The following is a 17,888-nucleotide window of genomic DNA, read 5'->3' as shown; positions in this document are numbered from 1 at the left end:
AGCAGAGGCCACGTCCCGGGGGCCGGGGGCTGCCCCATGCAGGGATAATGCTCACCTGATGGGGGTGGAGCTGCCCATCCATGACAGAGTGGGCGCCATCCGAATCCTCTTCTCGATGGCGTTCTGGACCTTCCTCGCGCTGTCCAGCGCGGTGTTGTTCCTTGGGGCGCTCCTGCTGTGGGCGCTCACCCGCCCGTTTGACGCGAATGGACGCGTGCTTCACCTGTACTCGTGCTTCTGGGCGCAGCTGTATTTCTACGTGAACCCGATGTGGAACCTGCGGGTGGAGGGCCGCGAACGCCTGCCCTGGAAGGGCGCGGCGGTGCTGGTGGCCAACCACGAGTCGCTGGGGGACATCCTGGTCCTCTTCGGCCTCTACCGGCCCTTCAAGTGGGTCTCCAAGGCGGAGAACTTCAAGCTGCCGCTCATCGGCTGGAACATGCGCCTCAACCGCTATGTGCCGCTCATCCGCGGAGACCGCGCCAGCATCATCCAGATGATGGCCGGGTGCAGGCATTGGCTGTCGCGCGGCGTCCCCATCCTGATGTTTCCCGAAGGCACCCGCTCCCATGACGGCCAGGTGAAGGCTTTCAAGGACGGCGCCTTCACGCTCTCCATCCAGGAGCGCTGCCCCCTCATCCCGGTGGTCCTCACCGGCACCGCGCGGACCATGCCCAAGCACGGACTGGTCCTCCAGCAGGCGGTCCACGCCCGGGTGCGCGTGCTGGAGCCCATCGACCCCGCGGGCTTCGCCGGGGACGTGCACGCCCTGCGCGACCACGTGCGCGACCTCATCATCCGCGAGAAGGCGCGCATGGACGCCGAAGGTTGAGCGTGCCACCGGCCGCGCTCGCCGTCTCCCGCTCAGGGAGCGCCGAGGGCTGGTGGCGCCGAGGGGCTCATGGGGCGCCGAGCATGGTCCGGCGGCCAGAGCGTCTCCGCGCCGGGCCTCGGGGCAGGGTACGATGACGGCCTTCGTGCCAACTCCAAGCTCCCCTCCCATGACCTTCGCTTCACTCGGCCTGTCGGATGCGCTCACCCGCGCCCTGGCCGAACTCGGATACGACGAACCCACGCCGGTGCAGCGCGCGGCCATTCCCGTGGTGCTGCGCGGCGGCGACGTCCAGGCTTCGGCGAAGACCGGCTCGGGGAAGACCGCCGCGTTCCTCCTGCCCGTCCTGGAGGCCCTGCGCGCGCGCCCGGGTGGGGCGGTCCGGCCGGTGCGGGCCTTCATCCTGGTGCCCACGCGGGAGCTCGCCGCTCAGATTGTCGACGCCCTCCAGCGGTATGGCCGTCACTTGAAGAAGCCGCTGAAGACCTGCCTCGCGGTCGGCGGCGTCTCCGCGAACCCGCAGATGCTGGCGCTCCGGGGCGGGGCGGACGTCGTGGTGGCCACGCCGGGGCGCGCGCTGGACCTCGTGGAGCAGAACGCGCTCCGGCTGGGGCAGGTGGAGACGCTGGTGCTCGACGAGGCCGACCGGCTCTTCTCCCTGGGCTTCGCGGACGAGCTCAACCGCCTGCTCGCGCTCCTGCCCGCGCGGCGCCAGAACCTGCTGTTCTCCGCCACGTTCCCACCCGCCGTGCGCACGTTCGCGGAGCGGCTGCTGCACGAGCCCACGCGCATCGACGTGGACGACGGTGAGCTGCCCGGCGCGGACCTCATCGTCCAGCGGGCCATCCAGGTGGATGCACCCCGGCGCACCATGCTCCTGCGGCACCTGCTGGAGACCCACGCCTGGTCCCGCGTGCTCACGTTCGTCGCCAGCCGCTACGCGGCGGACCATGTCGCGCTGAAGCTCAACCGCGCCGGCATCCCCGCGACGTCGCTGCACGGCGAGCTCAGCCAGGGGGCCCGCACGCAGGCGCTCGCGGACTTCAAGGCGAAGCGCGTGCGCGTCCTCGTCGCCACCGACGTCGCCGCACGCGGCCTGGACATCGCGGGGCTGCCCGCGGTCGTGAACTATGACCTGCCCCGCTCGACCGTGGACTACGTGCACCGCATCGGCCGCACGGGGCGCGCGGGCGAGAGGGCATGGCGATCAGCTTCGTCAGCGCGGACACCGAGGCCCACTTCCGCCTCATCGAGAAGCGCAACCAGCTCACCGTCGCGCGAGAGCAGGTGGCGGGATTCGAGCCCGTGGAGACGGCCGGGCCCGCCGCGCCGCCGCTGGATCCGAACGGCGGCGTGAAGGGCCGGCGCAAGAGCAAGAAGGACAAGCTGCGCGAAGCCGCCGCCGCCCAGCCCCCGAAGCGCAAGCCGTAGCACCCGCGCCAGCCCGCCCCCCCCAGGGTGATTGTGCCCGGCCGTGGGGGCCCCCTAGCTTCGGCCCGGGGGGCCCCATGCTGCTCAAGCAAGAGTATTACGCCGACGAGGTCTGGCCGGGCTGGCTCAATGACATCCGCAACTCGCCTCATCGCGCCATCTTCCTGCATGGGGTGATGGGCAGTGAGCTGTATGACCGGCAACGCCGTGACACCCTCTGGCTCGACACGGGCATCTGGCACGAGGTGGACAACCTCGCCTTCCTGAACGTCACGCCCCAGGGCGGAGTCGACGGCCCCGGGCAGTTCATCTACGCGCGCTCCACCGTCAACCTGCCCGTCTTCGGCGATCACTACGCTGACTGTCTCGGGGCCATCGGGTGGGGCCGCTTCAACTTCGACTGGCGCGACGGCATTGGCATCGAGGCACAGCGGCTGGCGCTCTTCCTGCGGAGCCTGTGCGCGGACGGGAAGAAGCTGTGCTTCGTCACCCACAGCATGGGCGGCTGCGTGCTGCTGCGGATGCTGGCCTCCACGCGTGAGTTCGATGACGTCATCGAGCGCATCGTCTTCTGCGCGCCGCCCTTCTGGGGCGCCCTCAAGCCCATCCGGGTCATCGAGGATGGCACCGGCACGCCCGCGGACTGGCTCATCAGCAACGCCACCCTGCGCCAGTCCGCGGTGAGCATGCCGGGGCTCTTCAACCTCCTCGTGGCGCCCCGCGAGTACTGGCCCACGCGCGTGCCCGGGCTGGACGCGGTGCTGAAGTACCCCGTGCGCACCGGGCAGGACCTCTACCGCGCCGCGTCCTGGACCAATCCCTACCGCCTGGAGCTGCGCGACCCGCTGCTGCGCTTCTCCTACAGCGGCTATCAGTTCACCCGCCTGCAGGCGCAGGACGTGGCCCAGCGCTTCGCGTCGCGCACCGTGGTCATCGTCGGCCTGAATGGGAGGACGGACTACGCGGCGCTCATGGGGCCAAAGGGCTGGACGCTCCACTCGCAGCCGCCGCCCGCGCCGGGCAGGCTCTCCAACGGGGACGGCACCGTGCTCTTCCAGGCCTCGCTCCTGCCGGGGCTGCCCACCACGTGCTACCACGCCTACGTGCCCCCGCAGCGCGAGGACTCGCACAGCGACCTGGTCAACCTGCCGGAGGTCACCAACGCCATCCTCACGGCGCTCACCGGAGGCTCCCTGGCCTCCAGCGGGCTGGTGCCCTACGCGGACTTCCTCCCCGCCATCGACTGGAGCCTCGAGGTCGAGCAGGCCCCCGAGCCCGGCCCGACGGAGAACCTGGGCTACCTGGAGCGCGCGCGGCTGCGGGCGCGGCTCCCCCTGGCGCAGTGGGGACCCTCGCTGGACCCGGGAGGCAACGACGACCGGCTCTTCCATGCCACGCGGCAGTCCGCGTTCAAGGTGCTCCACGGTGCGGACCTGCGCACGGAGGCCGGCCGCCTGGGGGTGAGCTACCGCTTCCTCGCCGACCACATCCGGGACCTGCTCCTGCCGGTGCTCTCCGGGTGACCGCCGCTGCAGCGGCCGCGTCCTGGACGCGAAGTCAGAACGAGGCGCTCCACGTGAGCGCGGCGCCGCCGGGGGTGGGCGTGACGTTGAGGTCGAGCAGCGCGGAGAGGGCGCTGCGTTGCCGCTTCCACTCGACGTAGTTGTTGTGGCGGCTGACGCCCACGATCAGGAGCGGGACGCCCACGGCCGCGAAGAGGCCTCCGACGACCAGCGACGTCCCAAGGCAGACGCCCTGGGTGTCGCTGGGCACGAGGCTGGTCTTGCACAGGGGCGACGTGAGCAGGTTGACCGCCCCCACGCCGGTCAGGATGCTGCCGGTGACGAGCATCCCGGTGCCCGTGGGAGGGGGCTTGCCATTGAGCAGGTCGAGCCGGGGCTCCTGCGCGAGGACGGGAGCCGAGGCAAGGGTGACGGCTGCGCTCACGACCAGGGAGAGAGTCACGTTCATGTGACGACGAGAGCGCGGGCGCGAGCGAAGCGTCAAGCGTACCCAGGTCACACCCCCTCGCGGGGCGTGTCTGGCTTTGGGGTGATCCGGACCCGCGAGCCTGCCGTCCAGAGGTTCCGGGGCGCGCTGTGTGTGGGTGTCGCGTGGCCGTTGGGCCCCGGCCGGGGTCTCCTGGGCTGGCACGCCACGTCGTGGCGCCCATGGAGGCCGGGGCCGCGTCGTCGGGATGGCGGCGGCAGCCGGCTGGGAAGGGAAAGTCCGGATGAAGGCGAACCGCTGGCTGTTGCTGGGGGCCCTGGGTGTGGCCCTCGGTGTCGTGGCTTGTAGCAATGGAGAAATTGGCAAGCCGCCTGACAACCCGCCGGTCACCGTGGATGCCGGGACGGACGCGGGGCAGCCCCTCCCCGACGCGGGGCCCGGCTCCCAGTGTCTCAACGAGGGCACGGCGTGCAGCCGGGACTCGGGCGCCCAGTGCTGTACGGGCCTCTGTTCGGACACGGGCGTCTGTCCGGCCCCCAGTGCCCAGTGCACCGCCGCGGGCGCGGCCTGCACCAGCGGCATCGAGTGCTGCACGAACAGCTGCCTGGACGGCACGTGCTCCACGCTGCAGTGCCTGGACGTGGGCAGCACGTGCGCCAGCGCGGAGGCGTGCTGCACGAAGCTCTGCGGCGCGGATGGCAAGTGCGCGGCGCTGCCCTCCAGCGGCACCAGCAGCTGCAAGGTTCCGGGCCAGGCCTGCACCGGCGCGGGGGACTGCTGCTCCAGCAACTGCCAGGGCGGGGTCTGCAAGGCGGCGTACTCGTGCCAGGCCAACGACGACCTGTGCATGAAGGGCGCGGACTGCTGCGGCGGTGTGTGCTCGCAGGAGAACACGGGCACCCCGGGCCGCTGCGTGGCGGTCAGCGGTGGCGGCGCGGGCGGCTGCCTCCAGGACGGCAACCCGTGCTCGGGCTCCAGCAACTGCTGTTCGCGCACGTGCGTGGACCTGGGCTACGGGACCACCGTGTGCCAGCCGGTGGGCGGCTGCCGTCCCACGGGCGACTACTGCACCGACGACGGCGTGTGCTGTGGCGGTGAGAAGGTGTCCAACGCGGTGGACTGCCGCGAGAGCCGCTGTGACAAGCCGAATGGCTGCAACCCGGTGGGCAACATCTGCGGCAGCGGCCAGCTGCCCGACGGCGGCATCATCGACGTGAACGCCCGCGAGGCCTGCTGCGACGGCCAGAAGGCCGTGTGCAAGGTGGACTCCGCCGGCGTGCCGCGCTGCTTCGGCGGCTGCCCCAACAACAACTGCCCGGCGGGCTGCCCCACGGGCTACACCGGCGAGGAGCCGTGCTGCATCGCGCAGGAGCAGCAGTGCCAGTTCTCCGACCAGTGCTGTGGCGGCGCGCGCTGCCTGCCCGGCGCGGATGGCGGCCTGACCTGCCAGAAGGTGACGTGCGATCCCGTGGGCACGACCTGTGACCCGCAGAACTCCAAGTGCTGCGCCGGGACCACCTGCTCCATCGTCTCCGAGTTCGCCTACGCCTGCCGTGCCGGGGCCGTGCCGGGCGGCGGCACCGACGGCGGCACGGGCACCCAGGACGGCGGGACGGACGCGGGCACGTGCGCCGCGAACGGGAAGGCCTGTGGCTCGGGTGCCGCCTGCTGCTCCGGCATCTGCACCAATGGCACCTGCGCGGCCCCCAGCGCCTGTCAACCCCAGGGCCAGGCCTGCACCTCGCCCGCGGACTGCTGCGTCGGGCTCGGCTGCACCATCCCGGGTGGCAGCATCGTCGGCACCTGTGAGACGGGCTCGACGTGCTCCGCCGCCGGTCAGGCGTGCTCACCCACCAGCCCGTGCTGCCCGCGGCTCAGCTGCGAGACGGTCACCGGGGAAGCCTGCACCGGGACGACGCCCTGCACGTGCAACAGCCCGATTGGCTGACAGGAGACACCATGTTGACATCCCATCCGCGTTCCATGACCGCTGTCGTGTGTTCCCTCTTGCTGTCCCTGGGCCTCACGGCGTGCGGTGATGACGACATCAGCTCCGACGAGCAGGCCCGCCGCGCGTACCTCGGGCTCGACACGTCCGTGAGCAAGGCCTTGCAGCTGGGCTTCACCGGCTTCAACGCCGCGTCCAGCGCGAACATCCCGCCCCAGTCCACGACGGGCGACGCCTCCGGGACCCTGCTCGTCACCGGGCAGGTGGACCAGGGCAGCTCGGCCAACAAGGGCATGCGCCTGCGCATCGGCATGACCGGGTACTCCGACGGCGAGATCGTCGTCGGCGAGGACGAGGACCCGGTGAACCTCACCTACGCTTCGAGCACCGACACGACGACGCAGCCGGAGCTCACCCTCCAGCTGCGCGACATCCCGGGCGGCACCTTCACCGGGACGCTCAAGGGGCCCTTCCAGATGACCGGGGACCTGGAGGGCAGCGTCACCCTGGACCTCACGCTCACGGGTGAAATCGAGGACGACGGCACCGGCCAGGTCCGCCGCACGCCGGGCAGCACCCACGTGACGGGCACCGCCACCTCCGGAGACGGCGTCTACACCGTCGACGTCACGCGGTAGCCGAGCGCCGCGCGGGCCCCATTGCCCCCGGGAGGCAGCTCCCGGGGGCAGCGCGCCGGGGACTACTCGACGACGTACACCAGGCTCTCCCCCTGGTAGTAGGGGCGGTAGCGGACGCCGCCGCACTGCTGGTAGGTGACGCCGCCCGCCACCGTGGCCACGCACCCCGCGGGGAGCGCGGTGACGGTGTGCGCGCTCGCCGGCACCGCCACCACGGCCGTGTTCGTGCCGCCGTAATAGGCGTCCTGACGGGCAGCCGTGCGTCGCGAGGTGCGCCGCGCCACCCGGCGCGACGTGCCGTAGTTCTGGGCCAGGGCCACCTGCGGGATCATCTCACCCAGGAAGAAGAGCCCCAGCAACAACGCCCCCGCCCGCTGGCGGGAGCTGCGCGCGTGCATCCTCATTTCGAGCCTCCTTGCCGCGCCCCGCCCTGCGAGTCGGGTGCGAGGAACGACACGCGCACCGCATCGCGTGGGGGCGTGAACTGGAATTGATCCGGGGTGAGCCGGGGCGACAGGTTCCATTCGGACAGGCGCACCGAGTACTGCGGCGCTCCCGGCAGGTCCCGGGAGGTGATGACGTACTTGCGCGGCAGGGGCCGCGGGCCCTCCTCGACCCACAGCTCCCAGTCCACGCCGTCGCTGTTGCGGAACGCCAGGTGGTGCACGGGCACGCCGTCCAGCATGGAGCGGCCCAGGTAGCTGCCGGAGCACACGTCCTCGGTGAGGGTGGCGTAGGGGTTGCTGACGAGGAGGTCCGACCCGGGCGCATCCAATCCGAGCTTTTGTGAGGCCATGTCCATCATGGCATCCACGGTGGAGGGGCTGGCGTCGTCGCATAGGCGTTGGCGCGCTCGCCAAGAAGGGTGAGCTGCCGGCCGTCATAGAAGAGGTGCAGCTTCGCGAGGTCCCCGGTGCGGTCCACGCGGAGCCGGTTGGGCCGCTGCAGGCGCACGTCGCCCGCGCGCTGCATCTGGACCTTCTGCCCCGAGTCGAGCACCTCATCGAGCGTCCCCTCGGTGCGCACGGAGAACTCGCGCTGCGCGGCCAGGAAGTCGCTCATCTGGCGCAGGATGCGCTGGGCCTGGGGGTCGATTCGAGCGGCGGGCTCGGTGGACCTGGTGGGCTCGGTGGTTGCCTTCTCCTGCTGCGCGCCCCCGAGCAGGGGTGTCGCTCCCAGGAGAAGGGCGAGCAGGGGCCCGCAGCACCTCTTCCTCGACCTTCCGCTGCTCCCTGTGTCTGTCATGAGCCCCTCCTGTGTCGCGAGAAACGCCCCGGCCGCCAGGCGGCTTGCGCCTCACGTTTCCGGTCGTTGCCCCAGGACGTTGGGGGTGTTGCCGCCGGGTACAAAGGCTCACCGGCTCGACCGCCGCGCCGTCTGGTGCCTCGCGGCAGGCCGCCGCTTTCCGGAGGACCGCGCGGCTCCCTGGAGGCTCGGGTGCGGCGGGACGCCCGGGGTGCCCGGAGGGGCTTGAGTCCCCGGACGACGCGATGCGGTGGAGGGCGCGGAGCGGACAATTTCAGCGCACCTTCACCGCGGCGGCCGGAAACGCCGCGGAGGTGTGAGAGGGATTGCGTCCGACATGCGGGCGCGGCGACGCTGCGCCGCCATGACGACCAGGCGACTGATGCGGGTGGGCGTGGTGGGTGGCGGAGCCATGGGGTGCGGCATCGCACTCGAGCTCGCCATCGCCGGCAGGCGGGTGGTGCTCTACAACACGCGCGCGGACAGCAGTGAGCGCGCGAGGGTGAAGCTGGAGCGCGACGCGGCCCTGCTGGTGGAGACGGGCTTGCTGACGCCGGCGCAACGGGAGGCGGCGCTCGGGCGCATCCGGCGCACCCTGGTGCTCGCGGAGGCCGCCAGGGACCAGGACCTCGTCATCGAGTCCGTGCCCGAGGACCTCGCGCTCAAGCAGGAGGTCTTCCGTCAACTGGACGGGCTCGCGGCGCCGGACACCGTGCTTGCGTCCAACACGACCGCGCTGAGCGTGACGGCGCTGGCCCGCGACTGCACCCGGCCCGAGCGCGTCCTCAGCGCGCACTACTACCTGCCAGCGCACCTGGTTCCCCTGGTGGATGTCATCCCCGGGGAGCGGACCTCCCCCGACGTCGTGGAGGCCGTGCGCCAGTGGCTCGAGGAGATGGGCAAGACGCCGGTGGTGTACGCGAAGGACGTGCCGGGCGCGTCGGTGGGCCCCCGCCTGCTGCAGGCGCTCATCGGCGAGGGCATCCGGCTGGTGCAGGAGGGCGTGGCGACTCCGGAGATGGTGGACCGCGTGCTCACCCAGGGCATCGGAAGGCGCCTGGGCGTGTCCGGCGTCTTCGACCGGCTGGACCTGGCGGGGTTGGACCTGGTCACCGGCATCATGCGCAACGCCGGGCGGCCGGTGCCCCCGGTGCTCGCGCGGAAGGTGGAGCAGGGGGAGCTGGGGCTGAAGACGGGGCAGGGCTTCTACACCTGGACGCCGGACACCACCGCCGCCTTCGAGGAGCGCGTCGCGCGCGGCCTCATCACCCAGCTTCGCGAGGACCGGGCCGAGGGCCGCCTCCGCGCCCCCACGCCGGAGGCCACGGAATGAGCCCGCGGCTCGTGCTGCTGGACCCGGGCGTGCTGTCGGACTTCCTCGCGGACGCCCAGCGCGAATACGAGGCCTGCACCCCGGAGCTGCCGCCCCGGAGCTGGGCCGTGTTGCTGGGGCGCTTCGTCGAGGACGGGATGCGGGTGGAGCGCGTCCGCTTCGCCACCAACATCCGTGAGACGGACGAGGCCGTGCTCCAGGAGTTCGACGCCGCCATCATCCCGCGCTTCGGGGCCTGCTACGCCAACGGCCGGCGCGGCTACTGGTGCGAGCCCCGGGAGTTGCTGCGCATCACCGCGGAGGCGGAGGCCGAGGGGCTGGAGGTGCTGGGCTCCATCCACCTGCACCCGGACTGGCACCGCATCGGCCCGCCCCACGAGCGCGGCCTGCGGGTGAGCCAGGAGCCCACGCCCATGGACCGGCACCTGTTCCACGGCGCCGGCTGGCCGCTCAACATGATCCTCTACCTGGAGCGGCGCGAGGGGCGGCTGTACCACGCGCTCGGGGCCTGGGCGCCTCCGGACGCCGCCGCGCCGGACGCCGGCTGCCGCGCCCTGGGCCTCCACTTCGGCATGCCGGAGCTCCAGGGCAAGGCCTCCGGCGTGGGTTGACGCCCTCCTGGGCCCCGGGGCTCCCGCTCCTCTATATTTCGCGCATGTACACCTGTCCCGCGTGCAAGGCGTTCACGAGTCCGTTTCCTGGGAAATGCGTGGACTGCAAGGCGACGCTCCAGGCGGCGCCGAAGCCCTCGGTGGAAGGCAATCCCTGGCTGCCCCGGTCCTCCATCGACGACAAGCAGAAGGACGGGGACCAGGAGCAGTTCAGCATCCTCTGGGCCGCGCACGAGTGCATCGTCACGGGCCGGGAGGTGGGGTCGGAGGGCTTCGAGACGGACCGGAAGCAGTTCGCGCGGGAGTCCCGCGCCCTGCCCACGAAGACGAAGGAAGAGGTGGCGCTCAAGAAGGGCCGGGTCGAGCAGCTGCTCAAGGCGCTCACCCAGGCGCTGGGCGAGGAGCATGGCCAGTTCCTCATCAACCTGGCGATGCTCGGGTACCGGACCTCCGGTGGCGGGCGGGCCCGCAAGGTGTCCAACCTGCTGCGGAGCCTGGAGGACGGGGAGGGCACGGCGGACGTGTACCTGCGGCCCTTCGAGGACCCGCTCCCGTTCGTCATCCGGGGACTGATGGGAATCATCCAGACCCGGGGGCTGGCGCTCGCGGGCAATCTGGATCAGCTGGCCTTCCAGGAGGGCGCCCCCTCCGGGAAGTACGTCCCCCCGAGCCGCTTCACGGCGAGCTTCCCGCTGACCCTGACGCAGAGCCACGAATCCCCGCCGCTGCGCACGCTCAGCGACCCGCGGTTTCCCAGCGGAGGCAGCGGCGTCCAGGACTCCCGCATCAAATACTCATTCATGGGGTCATTCGGGTTCTCCGAGCCGTCCTATACGTCGTGGAAGGCGGAGACGGGCGGCCCCGAATACGACGGCACCCGTCTGTCATTGGGCGCGTACTCCCTGGATGAAACCTATCTCCTCCACCTGCTGGGGCTGCTGAGGCAGGCGCTGGCGAAGGAGTCGGAGCACCGCAAGGGCTACAAGGGCTATGGGGGCGTCCGGATCCGCCACGTGGAGGCGCTGCTGGTGGTCGCGAAGAAGAGCGGCCACGCGCTGGCCCTCGCGTGGGTCCGGCAGCTGGCGGAGGTCGCCAACGTGCTGGCCCATGCCGCGGGGAAGAAGGCGGGGCAGGAGGGCCAGGCGGGACTGGCGGCCTTCTTCCACTTCGTTCAGGGCCGCGTCCACCGGCGGGCCATGAAGCTGGACGTGCTGAAGGGCCGCCCTGGCGACCTCAGCGCCTTCGACAACCTCTGGGTGCTGGAGTCCTCCTTGTGGGAGCTGGCCTTCATGGGCGCGACCTGCCTGTCCCTCCCGGAGCTCCGGGACGCGCTGGGCTCGCTGCCGGAGCTGGCGAGCCACTGGAAGCCCTCGGTGGGGACCGACGAGACGGCGCTCCACGAGACCCTCCAGAACGTCCCCACGGGGCACCTTCCCCAGGACTTCAACCGCATCTACGCGCCCACGGGCACGAGCGCGGCGAAGTGCCTGAGTGAGGTCCTCCTGCGGATGAACTACCAGGTCCACGAGGTCACTCCGAGCCCGGACACCCTGGACCCCTTCGTTCCCTACTTCGAGTTCTACATGGGGGGCTTCCTCAACGAGCCCGACGTCCCCATGGCGGCGGTGGGCACGCAGGTCTGGGTGAACCTGTCGGACAGCCTGCACACGAAGCTGCTGAAGCCGGGGCTCCAGGCGCCGAACCCGGGCACGGTCATCGCCGGCCTGCTGGCGCAGTACGTAGACGCCCTGGACGTGGACGACACCCTCCCCAGGCTGCTGGTGGTGGACTTCACCAAGTTCGGCGGGGAGATGCCGAACAGCCACCTCTATCCCATCCTGGCGCAACTGGCCTGCGCGCTGATCACGGACCATGGCGTCCAGCACGTGGTGTTCCTGCGCTCGAACCTGAAGTTCAACACGGGGCCGCTGGACCGGTATCAGTCCGGAGAGATCCTCGTCTATCGCCAGGGACCGGGAAACCTCCTCGCGCGGCTGAGGACGCGGATGACGAACGCGTTCGTGGACGGCATGGTGCCGGTGGACATCGTGCAGGCCTGGGGCCTGGAGGGGGAGTACGTCCCGCTCATGAAGAAGGTGTACCTGCTGTCGGACGCCATCAGCTGCTGGCGCTGGGCAAGGTACGCGGCGGAGTGGTGAGCTGGCCCACGACGTCCTTCTGCGGGGAGCGGGCCTATCCGTAGGGCGTCTGCTTGTGGCGCTGGAACGGGTAGGCCAGCTGCCCCAGGTAGGTCTCCGGCGGCTGGAACTTCGTGGTCCCGTACTTCGAGGGCCAGTGGGCCGGCATGTGCGCGGTGCCGAAGATGACGTCGATGAACGACAGGAAGACGGCGAAGTTCTTGTCGAGGCCTTCGTCGTCCGACGTGTGGTGCCAGTGGTGGAACTCCGGCGTCGCGAAGATCCAGCGCAGGTACGGCCAGCGGTGGTTGACGTTGGCGTGGATGTACACCGCGTGGAAGGACACGAAGACGAGGTAGCCGTAGATGGCGGACGGGTGGAAGCCCAGGAGGAACACCGGCACGAAGCCCGCGAAGCGGTTGACCAGGGTGTCCACCAGGTGGCTGCGCGAGCTGGCCAGCCAGTCCATCTGCAGCGGCGAGTGGTGGATGGCGTGGAAGTTCCACATCCACCCGAAGGTGTGGAAGGCCCGGTGCACCCAGTAGCTCACCAGGTCGATGACCAGCAGGATTTCAAAGAACTGCAGCCAGATGGGCTGCGCGGCCACGTGCGCCTGGAAGTCCAGCTTCACGGCCCAGGACAGGAACACCTGCACGGGGATGAGCACCGCGAAGGAGATGAGCTGCACGCCCACGTGGCTGACGAAGAAGTGTTTGAGGTCCGTCTGCCAGCCCTTGCGGAAGATCTTCTGATCATTCAGCGCCCACAGCCGCTCCATGGGGATGAACACCAGCCCGAGCACCAGCAGGTCCAACGCGAAGAAGTCCAGGCCCGCGCTCATCGCGCGCTGTGTGTGGGTCAGGGGCTCCGCCTCGCTGCCGCCCAGGAGCAGCGCCACCATCGCCAGCGCCATGGCGATGCCGCCGTGCGCCTTGGAGCGCAGGGTCAGCACGCTGAAGGTGCCCAGCAGGAAGGTGGCGACGATGGACACCTGGAGGATGCCGCGGAAGACCTCCAGATGTTCCACGTAGAAGGCCCGGCCGTCGTTGGACACGAGCACGTGGGGGAACAGGAAGCAGAACTCCGCGACGACGCAGAGCACGCCCAACAGCCCGCCCGTGACACCGGCGCGCTTGCCCAGGTCGATGCGCCGGGCGGGAGCAAGAAGGATTTCCAAGGAGGACCGTCCAGGAGGAGTGCGACGGGGCCCGAGCCTACACCACCGGGTGGCGGAGCAGGCTCTCCCCCCCGGAGCGCCCTCAGGGGACGCGGATGCCGTGGCGCGAAAGCGGCGCCCGCACCTGCGTCTCCGCCGTCTCCTGGCTCACCGTGACGTAGTCCCGGGACTCCATCCAGCCCAGCTCCGTCACGTGCTCCAGCAGGAAGCCCTCGCTCGTGACGCCGTCCTTCGTGACGCTGCGAAGCTTCTCCCAGAGTGGGGCCTGCGCATCCAGGGCCTCGCGCGCCACGCGCCCCAGCCGGTCCTTCTCCGCGGCGTCCAGGTCCGGGGCCAGCCAGTCCAGGTACAGGTAGCCCAGCCGTCCGTGCAGGGCCTCCTCCTGGACCAGCGTCGTGAGCACCGCGCGCGTCAGCGGGTGGGACGTCGCACGGAGACAGCCGGACAGGAGCGCGAAGGAGAGTGTCTCCCCCACGCAGCACACCCGCACGATGAGCTCGCTGGCGCGCTGGAGGAAGGTGAGCGACGGGTCGAACGCCACGGCGAAGGCCCCGGGCGAATAGGACAGCCGGGTGCCGCCCCCCAGCCGCATCGCCATCCGCGCGCAGAGCTCCACGTGGTGGATCTCCTCCGCGGGGAAGCGCGCCGCCAGGCTCCACAGGTCCAGGGGCACGCGCGCCTCGCCCATCACCTGGACCAGCTGTCCCATCACCGTCGCGCTGCCGAACTCGTTGAGCGCCCGCAGCGTCCACGAATACCGTGCCCGCTCCAGCAGCGCCGCCGGGTAGCGCGACGGCTCCAATGCGTCCCACGGATAGCGTTCCGCCACGTGGCCCGACGCCCGCTCGTGCAGGGTCAGCGCGGGGCCGTCCGTCAGGTCCAGTTCGAAGAGCGTCTCGGTGGCCATGTCAGGCACGTCCCCTCAAGGCTCCTGGGGAACGCTTGCGTCCGTCCCCGTGTCGATGCCCGCGTCGATGCCCGCGTCGGCGCGGGAGTCGTTGGTGCCATTGGACGGGTCGCAATCATCGTCCGCCAGGCCACCGTCATAGACGCACGGCGCGGGATTGGTCGTCAGGAACGGATCACACGCGACCATCGTGAAGGCCGCGCTCGCGGCGGTGGCGGCCAGCAGCACCCGGCCCCGGCGGCGCCCAGGCGGGGCGGACTCCAACGGCAGGGAAGGGGACGACACACCGGGCTTCGGGGGGAAATCGCTCATGGCTTCCTCGCGGTTCGCCGGCCCGACAGCTCGCCCGGCACCCTATCCCAGACGGCCCGGAGCTGTCATGCCCCATCAGTCGAACAGGGGCGGCGTGACATGCCGCCGCGTCGGCCCGGAGCCCGGGAGGGCGGCCTGAAGACTGGAGTGGGGGCGGGTCGTGAGCCCGGGACGCCATTGCGTCCTTGACGGACCCGCGGGCCTGACATCGGCGGCCGGGGTTCGCCAATCCCTTGAACTCCTTGTGACGTGTGGCTGGCCCCCCTTGCAGCAAAGACTTTCATGAACAATCGGGGCATTGGAGCGAGTGAGTCCGCTTCTTCACGGTGTTGACCTTCAGGTGCTTGTCATCGCCGAGCGCCTCGCCCGCGGCGCCCAGCAGCGTCAGCAGCACCTGTGCCAGGGCGGAGATGAGCAGCAGTCAGTCAATGACAATTGCCACTTTGAAGTTCAGGAGGGGTGAGCGTGAGTCTGGCTCACCTGGGGCCCGTGCGCCTTTCAGCGGGCGCGGACGACGGCCAGCGTGGTGAGGCTGCCCCCCTGGGCCAGGTTGAGCATGCTGGAGGCGGACTGGCGCACCAGGAAGCCCTCCTGCCGGCCGTTCTCCCAGAGGAAGGGGTTCATGTCCGAGTTCAGCGACTGCTGGTGCACGCCGCTCCCGTCGAACACCGGGAACGCCTGCGGCTGCATGGGAACGCGCTCCTGCACCACCCAGGCCTCCCCCAGCGCCCGCTGGAGCGTGGCCTTCCAGGTGTCCGCGTCCGTCTGCCAGCCCAGCGTGACGCCGCTGCCGCCGAACTCGTTGACGGGCTTGAGCACCAGGTGCTCGCGGTGCTCCGCGATCCAGGGCACCAGGTCCACGCTCGCGCCGTCGCGCGACGTGTGCTCCTCGCGCACCAGGCGCGTCCACGGCAGGTGCCGCTTGAGGAGCGCGCCGCGCTCCGCGTCGAGGGTGCCCTCGTCCGCCATGCGGCTCATGACCGCGAAGAGCGCCTTGGTGCGCAGGATGACGGAGCGGAACAGCCCGTTGAGGAACCGCGCCGCGCCGTCGGTGAGCGCGCGGGTGACAGGGTGGTCCGGGCCACAGCCGACCACGAAGCCCCCGAAGCCCACGGACGAGATGTACGTGACGACGTCCACCGGGAAGTCCCCCACGCGCAGCACGCCACCCTCGTACGTCCAGTCGTCCTCGGACGTGACGATGCGCTGGCGCACGCCGTGCGCCTCCAGGTACTGCTGATACGCCACCTCTTCGTCCGTGTCGTCCGGGCTGGCCGGGCCGAACTCGGCCAGCGTGGGCAGCCCCGACCGTCCTCCCTTCGCCTGGAGCGCGCCGAGCGACCTCAACAGGTTGGGAGCGGTCGCCGGACGGGTGACCTCGTAGCGCCGGCCGAACGCCTCCATCACCGGCGCCACGTCGAAGGCCTGGCCCAGGTGGTGCGAGTTGATGGGGCCCCCCGGGTCGGGGTTGAACTCGATGAAGCGGATGACCCCGTCCGGCCCCAGGAAGCCATCCAGCCGCCCCACGACGGCCTGGTCCGGGCGCAGGCCGTCCACCGGCAACAGCAGCTCCTCCCAGCCCTGCGGCGCGAGCGACGCCAGGAACGCCGGGTCCCGGGCCGCCCGGCCGCCAGCTCCTCCAGCGTCTGGCACACCGCGTGCGCGCCCCGGCGGATCTCCTGGTGCTGCTCCGGCGTCACGAAGAACGGCCGCAGCACCCGGTGGAGCCCCCGGCCTCCGTAGGTGATGCCCTTCTCCCGGGCGGTGCGCTCGAGCAGCTCATGGGTGCGGCGCGCCAGGTCACCCTGCTGGAGCAGGTCGTCATGGAAGGCAATGGCGTCGGACAGGAGGGTGGAGGACATGGCGCGATCTTCTTTCAGGGCCCCTGGGGGCCGGGGTTGGAGTTGCCGCCGTCGGTGACGTAGCGCCACGAGCCATCGGCCTGGCGGCGCCACACGGTGAGGTACTTCACGAAGTCCTTCCGCGGCTGGCCCTGCGCGTCCTTGCCCGTCGCGATGGCGCGGCCCACCGTGTACGCCAGGTCCCCAGACGCCGCCGCGCCGCCCCCAACGCCCGACGCACCCGCGAACATCCGGTTCATGGCTTCATTCCTTCGAGTCATGAAGACCGGGTCAATCACGCTCTGTATGACTACCTTGATTCGCTCTGGGATACACGCAATCGTGACTCATTCATGAATCTCTACGACGCGCAGACTGTCGACTCGTGCAGCTGGCCGGACACGCCCGAGGGCCGGATGGCCCGGGACTTCATCGTGCCGCTGGTGAAACACGGCAGCACGGCGTACGTCACCGACCGGACCACCTTCCAGGTGCTGGCGCTGGAGGAGCTGCGCCTGCCGCTGGCCGTCAACGACGCGGAGTTCGACAACTCCGCGCTGCACTCCACCTTCTCGCGCTACATCACGTTGCAGATGACGGGGGTGACGGCGGAGGCGTTCGGCGCGGGGCGCGCGGCGGTGATGCGCGGCGCCATGCACACGGTGGGGGCGCTGCTCAAGGCGGCGGGCATCAACAAGGTGGTGCTGGTGGACCACTGGCTGGTGCTGCGCAACGTCCACGCGCAGCCCACCGGTGAACAGGTGGACCGCATCACCGCGTTCCTGGCGGAGCGGTTCCCGCACCACGCCATCGTCTTCTGCGCGCTCAACCCGGCCGGCTACGCGCCGCTGCTCAACACGCTCGTGGAGCGGGGCTACGCGCTGCTCTACGCGGCGCACACGCGCATGACGCTGCCCCTGCAGGAGGTCAGCAAGCAGGTGCGGGAGAACCGGCGGCGCGACGCGCGGCTGCTGGAGGCGTCCGGCTACCGCGTGGTGGACGGGCGCGAGGTGCCGGACTGCGAGCCCCGGCTGGAGGAGCTCTACCGCGCGCTCAACGGCGGCAAGTACCACACCAACCTCCAGTTCACCCAGGAGTGGTACCGCTGGACGCTGCGCCAGGGCCTGCTCACCTACAAGCTGGCGGTGAAGGACGGGCGGGTGGACGGCTTCTATGCCCACCACGTCAGCCAGGGCGTCCTCTTCTCCCCGCTGTTCGGCTACGACCTGGCGCTGCCGCAGGAGCTGGGGCTGTACCGGGGGCTGGTGTTCCAGCTGATGAACGACGCGCTGGACGTGGGCCTCACCATCGAGCTGGGACCGGGCGCGGATCCGTTCAAGAGCATGCGCGGCTCCGTGCCGCTGCCCCGCTGGAGCGCCGTCTACACGGAGCACCTGGCCGGCCCGCGCCGCCTCGCCTGGCGCGCGCTCCAGCGCTACGCCAACGACGCCGTGCGGCCGCCCACGGTGGCCATGCTGCGCAAGGTGGACGGCGACGCGGTGGTGGGCTTCGGCCCGCCCCAGAC

At 70.6% G+C, this 17,888-nt stretch carries 17 protein-coding genes and 1 pseudogene; 10 read left to right on the top strand and 8 right to left on the bottom strand.

All coding sequences use genetic code 11. The annotated features are described in order from the left end of the window. Nucleotides 1–115 precede the first annotated feature (115 nt). From ACLEQD_RS06540 to ACLEQD_RS06525, 4 genes are all read left to right on the top strand, one after another. Nucleotides 116–832 carry a lysophospholipid acyltransferase family protein gene (locus ACLEQD_RS06540; protein ID WP_410382615.1) on the top strand — a complete coding sequence of 239 codons (717 nt, stop codon included), beginning with the start codon at nucleotides 116–118 and terminating at the stop codon, nucleotides 830–832. A 169-nt stretch (nucleotides 833–1,001) separates the two neighbouring features. Continuing rightward, nucleotides 1,002–2,189 carry a DEAD/DEAH box helicase gene (locus tag ACLEQD_RS06535; RefSeq protein ID WP_410382591.1) on the top strand — a complete coding sequence of 396 codons (1,188 nt, stop codon included), beginning with the start codon at nucleotides 1,002–1,004 and terminating at the stop codon, nucleotides 2,187–2,189. Then, the gene (locus tag ACLEQD_RS06530; RefSeq protein ID WP_410382589.1) at nucleotides 2,138–2,263 is read left to right on the top strand and encodes a hypothetical protein; all 126 of its coding nucleotides are present in this window, start codon (nucleotides 2,138–2,140) and stop codon (nucleotides 2,261–2,263) included. The genes ACLEQD_RS06535 and ACLEQD_RS06530 overlap by 52 nt, the downstream gene beginning before the upstream one ends. A 77-nt stretch (nucleotides 2,264–2,340) precedes the next feature. After that, the gene (locus ACLEQD_RS06525) at nucleotides 2,341–3,786 is read left to right on the top strand and encodes a lipase/acyltransferase domain-containing protein (RefSeq protein ID WP_410382586.1); all 1,446 of its coding nucleotides are present in this window, start codon (nucleotides 2,341–2,343) and stop codon (nucleotides 3,784–3,786) included. A 34-nt stretch (nucleotides 3,787–3,820) separates the two neighbouring features. Here the strand turns inward: ACLEQD_RS06525 and ACLEQD_RS06520 are convergent, their stop codons facing one another. Further along, the gene (locus ACLEQD_RS06520; RefSeq protein ID WP_410382584.1) at nucleotides 3,821–4,234 is read right to left on the bottom strand and encodes a hypothetical protein; all 414 of its coding nucleotides are present in this window, start codon (nucleotides 4,232–4,234) and stop codon (nucleotides 3,821–3,823) included. 262 nt (nucleotides 4,235–4,496) lie between these two features. Here ACLEQD_RS06520 and ACLEQD_RS06515 point away from each other — a divergent pair, with 262 nt between their 5' ends. Next, nucleotides 4,497–6,161: a hypothetical protein gene (locus ACLEQD_RS06515; protein WP_410382583.1), complete on the top strand. Its 1,665-nt coding sequence runs from the start codon at nucleotides 4,497–4,499 to the stop codon at nucleotides 6,159–6,161. 47 nt (nucleotides 6,162–6,208) lie between these two features. Beyond that, entirely contained in the window at nucleotides 6,209–6,799 is a 591-nt protein-coding gene (locus ACLEQD_RS06510; protein WP_410382581.1) for a hypothetical protein, read from the top strand. A gap of 62 nt (nucleotides 6,800–6,861) precedes the next feature. On the opposite strand, the gene ACLEQD_RS06505 is transcribed toward ACLEQD_RS06510, so the two are convergent. Both ACLEQD_RS06505 and ACLEQD_RS06500 read right to left on the bottom strand, forming a co-directional pair. Continuing rightward, nucleotides 6,862–7,203 carry a hypothetical protein gene (locus ACLEQD_RS06505; protein WP_410382579.1) on the bottom strand — a complete coding sequence of 114 codons (342 nt, stop codon included), beginning with the start codon at nucleotides 7,201–7,203 and terminating at the stop codon, nucleotides 6,862–6,864. After that, nucleotides 7,200–7,861 (bottom strand): annotated as a pseudogene (locus tag ACLEQD_RS06500) (DUF2092 domain-containing protein). Before ACLEQD_RS06500 ends, ACLEQD_RS06505 begins: the two are co-directional and overlap by 4 nt. Nucleotides 7,862–8,408: 547 nt before the next feature. Between ACLEQD_RS06500 and ACLEQD_RS06495 the strand changes: the two are divergent. From ACLEQD_RS06495 to ACLEQD_RS06485, 3 genes are all read left to right on the top strand, one after another. Then, nucleotides 8,409–9,377, top strand: a complete 969-nt coding sequence (locus ACLEQD_RS06495) for a 3-hydroxyacyl-CoA dehydrogenase family protein (RefSeq protein ID WP_410382577.1) — start codon at nucleotides 8,409–8,411, stop codon at nucleotides 9,375–9,377. Beyond that, nucleotides 9,374–9,988, top strand: coding sequence for a hypothetical protein (locus tag ACLEQD_RS06490; protein ID WP_410382576.1), 615 nt, complete (start codon nucleotides 9,374–9,376; stop codon nucleotides 9,986–9,988). Before ACLEQD_RS06495 ends, ACLEQD_RS06490 begins: the two co-directional genes overlap by 4 nt. A gap of 98 nt (nucleotides 9,989–10,086) precedes the next feature. Beyond that, nucleotides 10,087–12,147 (top strand): hypothetical protein, encoded by a 2,061-nt coding sequence (locus tag ACLEQD_RS06485; RefSeq protein WP_410382574.1) that lies wholly within the window; start codon nucleotides 10,087–10,089, stop codon nucleotides 12,145–12,147. A gap of 34 nt (nucleotides 12,148–12,181) precedes the next feature. Here the strand turns inward: ACLEQD_RS06485 and ACLEQD_RS06480 are convergent, their stop codons facing one another. The 5 genes from ACLEQD_RS06480 to ACLEQD_RS06460 form a co-directional block, all read right to left on the bottom strand. Continuing rightward, entirely contained in the window at nucleotides 12,182–13,303 is a 1,122-nt protein-coding gene (locus tag ACLEQD_RS06480; protein WP_410382572.1) for a sterol desaturase family protein, read from the bottom strand. A gap of 82 nt (nucleotides 13,304–13,385) precedes the next feature. Then, the gene (locus tag ACLEQD_RS06475) at nucleotides 13,386–14,210 is read right to left on the bottom strand and encodes a hypothetical protein (RefSeq protein WP_410382613.1); all 825 of its coding nucleotides are present in this window, start codon (nucleotides 14,208–14,210) and stop codon (nucleotides 13,386–13,388) included. A gap of 15 nt (nucleotides 14,211–14,225) precedes the next feature. Next, a complete protein-coding gene (locus ACLEQD_RS06470; protein ID WP_410382570.1) occupies nucleotides 14,226–14,522 on the bottom strand; it encodes a hypothetical protein in 297 nt (98 codons plus the stop codon). Nucleotides 14,523–15,020: 498 nt separating this feature from the next. Continuing rightward, a complete protein-coding gene (locus tag ACLEQD_RS06465) occupies nucleotides 15,021–16,175 on the bottom strand; it encodes a hypothetical protein (RefSeq protein ID WP_410382568.1) in 1,155 nt (384 codons plus the stop codon). A 223-nt stretch (nucleotides 16,176–16,398) separates the two neighbouring features. Further along, entirely contained in the window at nucleotides 16,399–16,623 is a 225-nt protein-coding gene (locus ACLEQD_RS06460; protein WP_410382567.1) for a YybH family protein, read from the bottom strand. A gap of 93 nt (nucleotides 16,624–16,716) precedes the next feature. On the opposite strand from ACLEQD_RS06460, the gene ACLEQD_RS06455 reads away from it, so the two are divergent. After that, nucleotides 16,717–17,888 (top strand): hypothetical protein (locus ACLEQD_RS06455; protein WP_410382565.1); only part of this gene is annotated, 1,172 nt, incomplete at its 3' end.

The sequence above is a fragment of the Corallococcus sp. 4LFB genome (assembly GCF_046520365.1).
Classification (GTDB): domain Bacteria; phylum Myxococcota; class Myxococcia; order Myxococcales; family Myxococcaceae; genus Corallococcus; species Corallococcus caeni.
This window is presented reverse-complemented; position numbering and strand designations above follow the sequence as displayed.

What these genes read in the sequence shown, in the direction of transcription:
- ACLEQD_RS06540 (WP_410382615.1), top strand. Translation starts at nt 116, where the DNA reads ATGGCGTTCTGGACCTTCCTCGCGCTGTCCAGCGCGGTGTTGTTCCTT.
- ACLEQD_RS06535 (WP_410382591.1), top strand. Translation starts at nt 1,002, where the DNA reads ATGACCTTCGCTTCACTCGGCCTGTCGGATGCGCTCACCCGCGCCCTG.
- ACLEQD_RS06525 (WP_410382586.1), top strand. Translation starts at nt 2,341, where the DNA reads ATGCTGCTCAAGCAAGAGTATTACGCCGACGAGGTCTGGCCGGGCTGG.
- ACLEQD_RS06520 (WP_410382584.1), bottom strand. Translation starts at nt 4,234, where the DNA reads ATGAACGTGACTCTCTCCCTGGTCGTGAGCGCAGCCGTCACCCTTGCC.
- ACLEQD_RS06515 (WP_410382583.1), top strand. Translation starts at nt 4,497, where the DNA reads ATGAAGGCGAACCGCTGGCTGTTGCTGGGGGCCCTGGGTGTGGCCCTC.
- ACLEQD_RS06505 (WP_410382579.1), bottom strand. Translation starts at nt 7,203, where the DNA reads ATGAGGATGCACGCGCGCAGCTCCCGCCAGCGGGCGGGGGCGTTGTTG.
- ACLEQD_RS06495 (WP_410382577.1), top strand. Translation starts at nt 8,409, where the DNA reads ATGACGACCAGGCGACTGATGCGGGTGGGCGTGGTGGGTGGCGGAGCC.
- ACLEQD_RS06490 (WP_410382576.1), top strand. Translation starts at nt 9,374, where the DNA reads ATGAGCCCGCGGCTCGTGCTGCTGGACCCGGGCGTGCTGTCGGACTTC.
- ACLEQD_RS06475 (WP_410382613.1), bottom strand. Translation starts at nt 14,210, where the DNA reads ATGGCCACCGAGACGCTCTTCGAACTGGACCTGACGGACGGCCCCGCG.
- ACLEQD_RS06470 (WP_410382570.1), bottom strand. Translation starts at nt 14,522, where the DNA reads ATGAGCGATTTCCCCCCGAAGCCCGGTGTGTCGTCCCCTTCCCTGCCG.
- ACLEQD_RS06460 (WP_410382567.1), bottom strand. Translation starts at nt 16,623, where the DNA reads ATGAACCGGATGTTCGCGGGTGCGTCGGGCGTTGGGGGCGGCGCGGCG.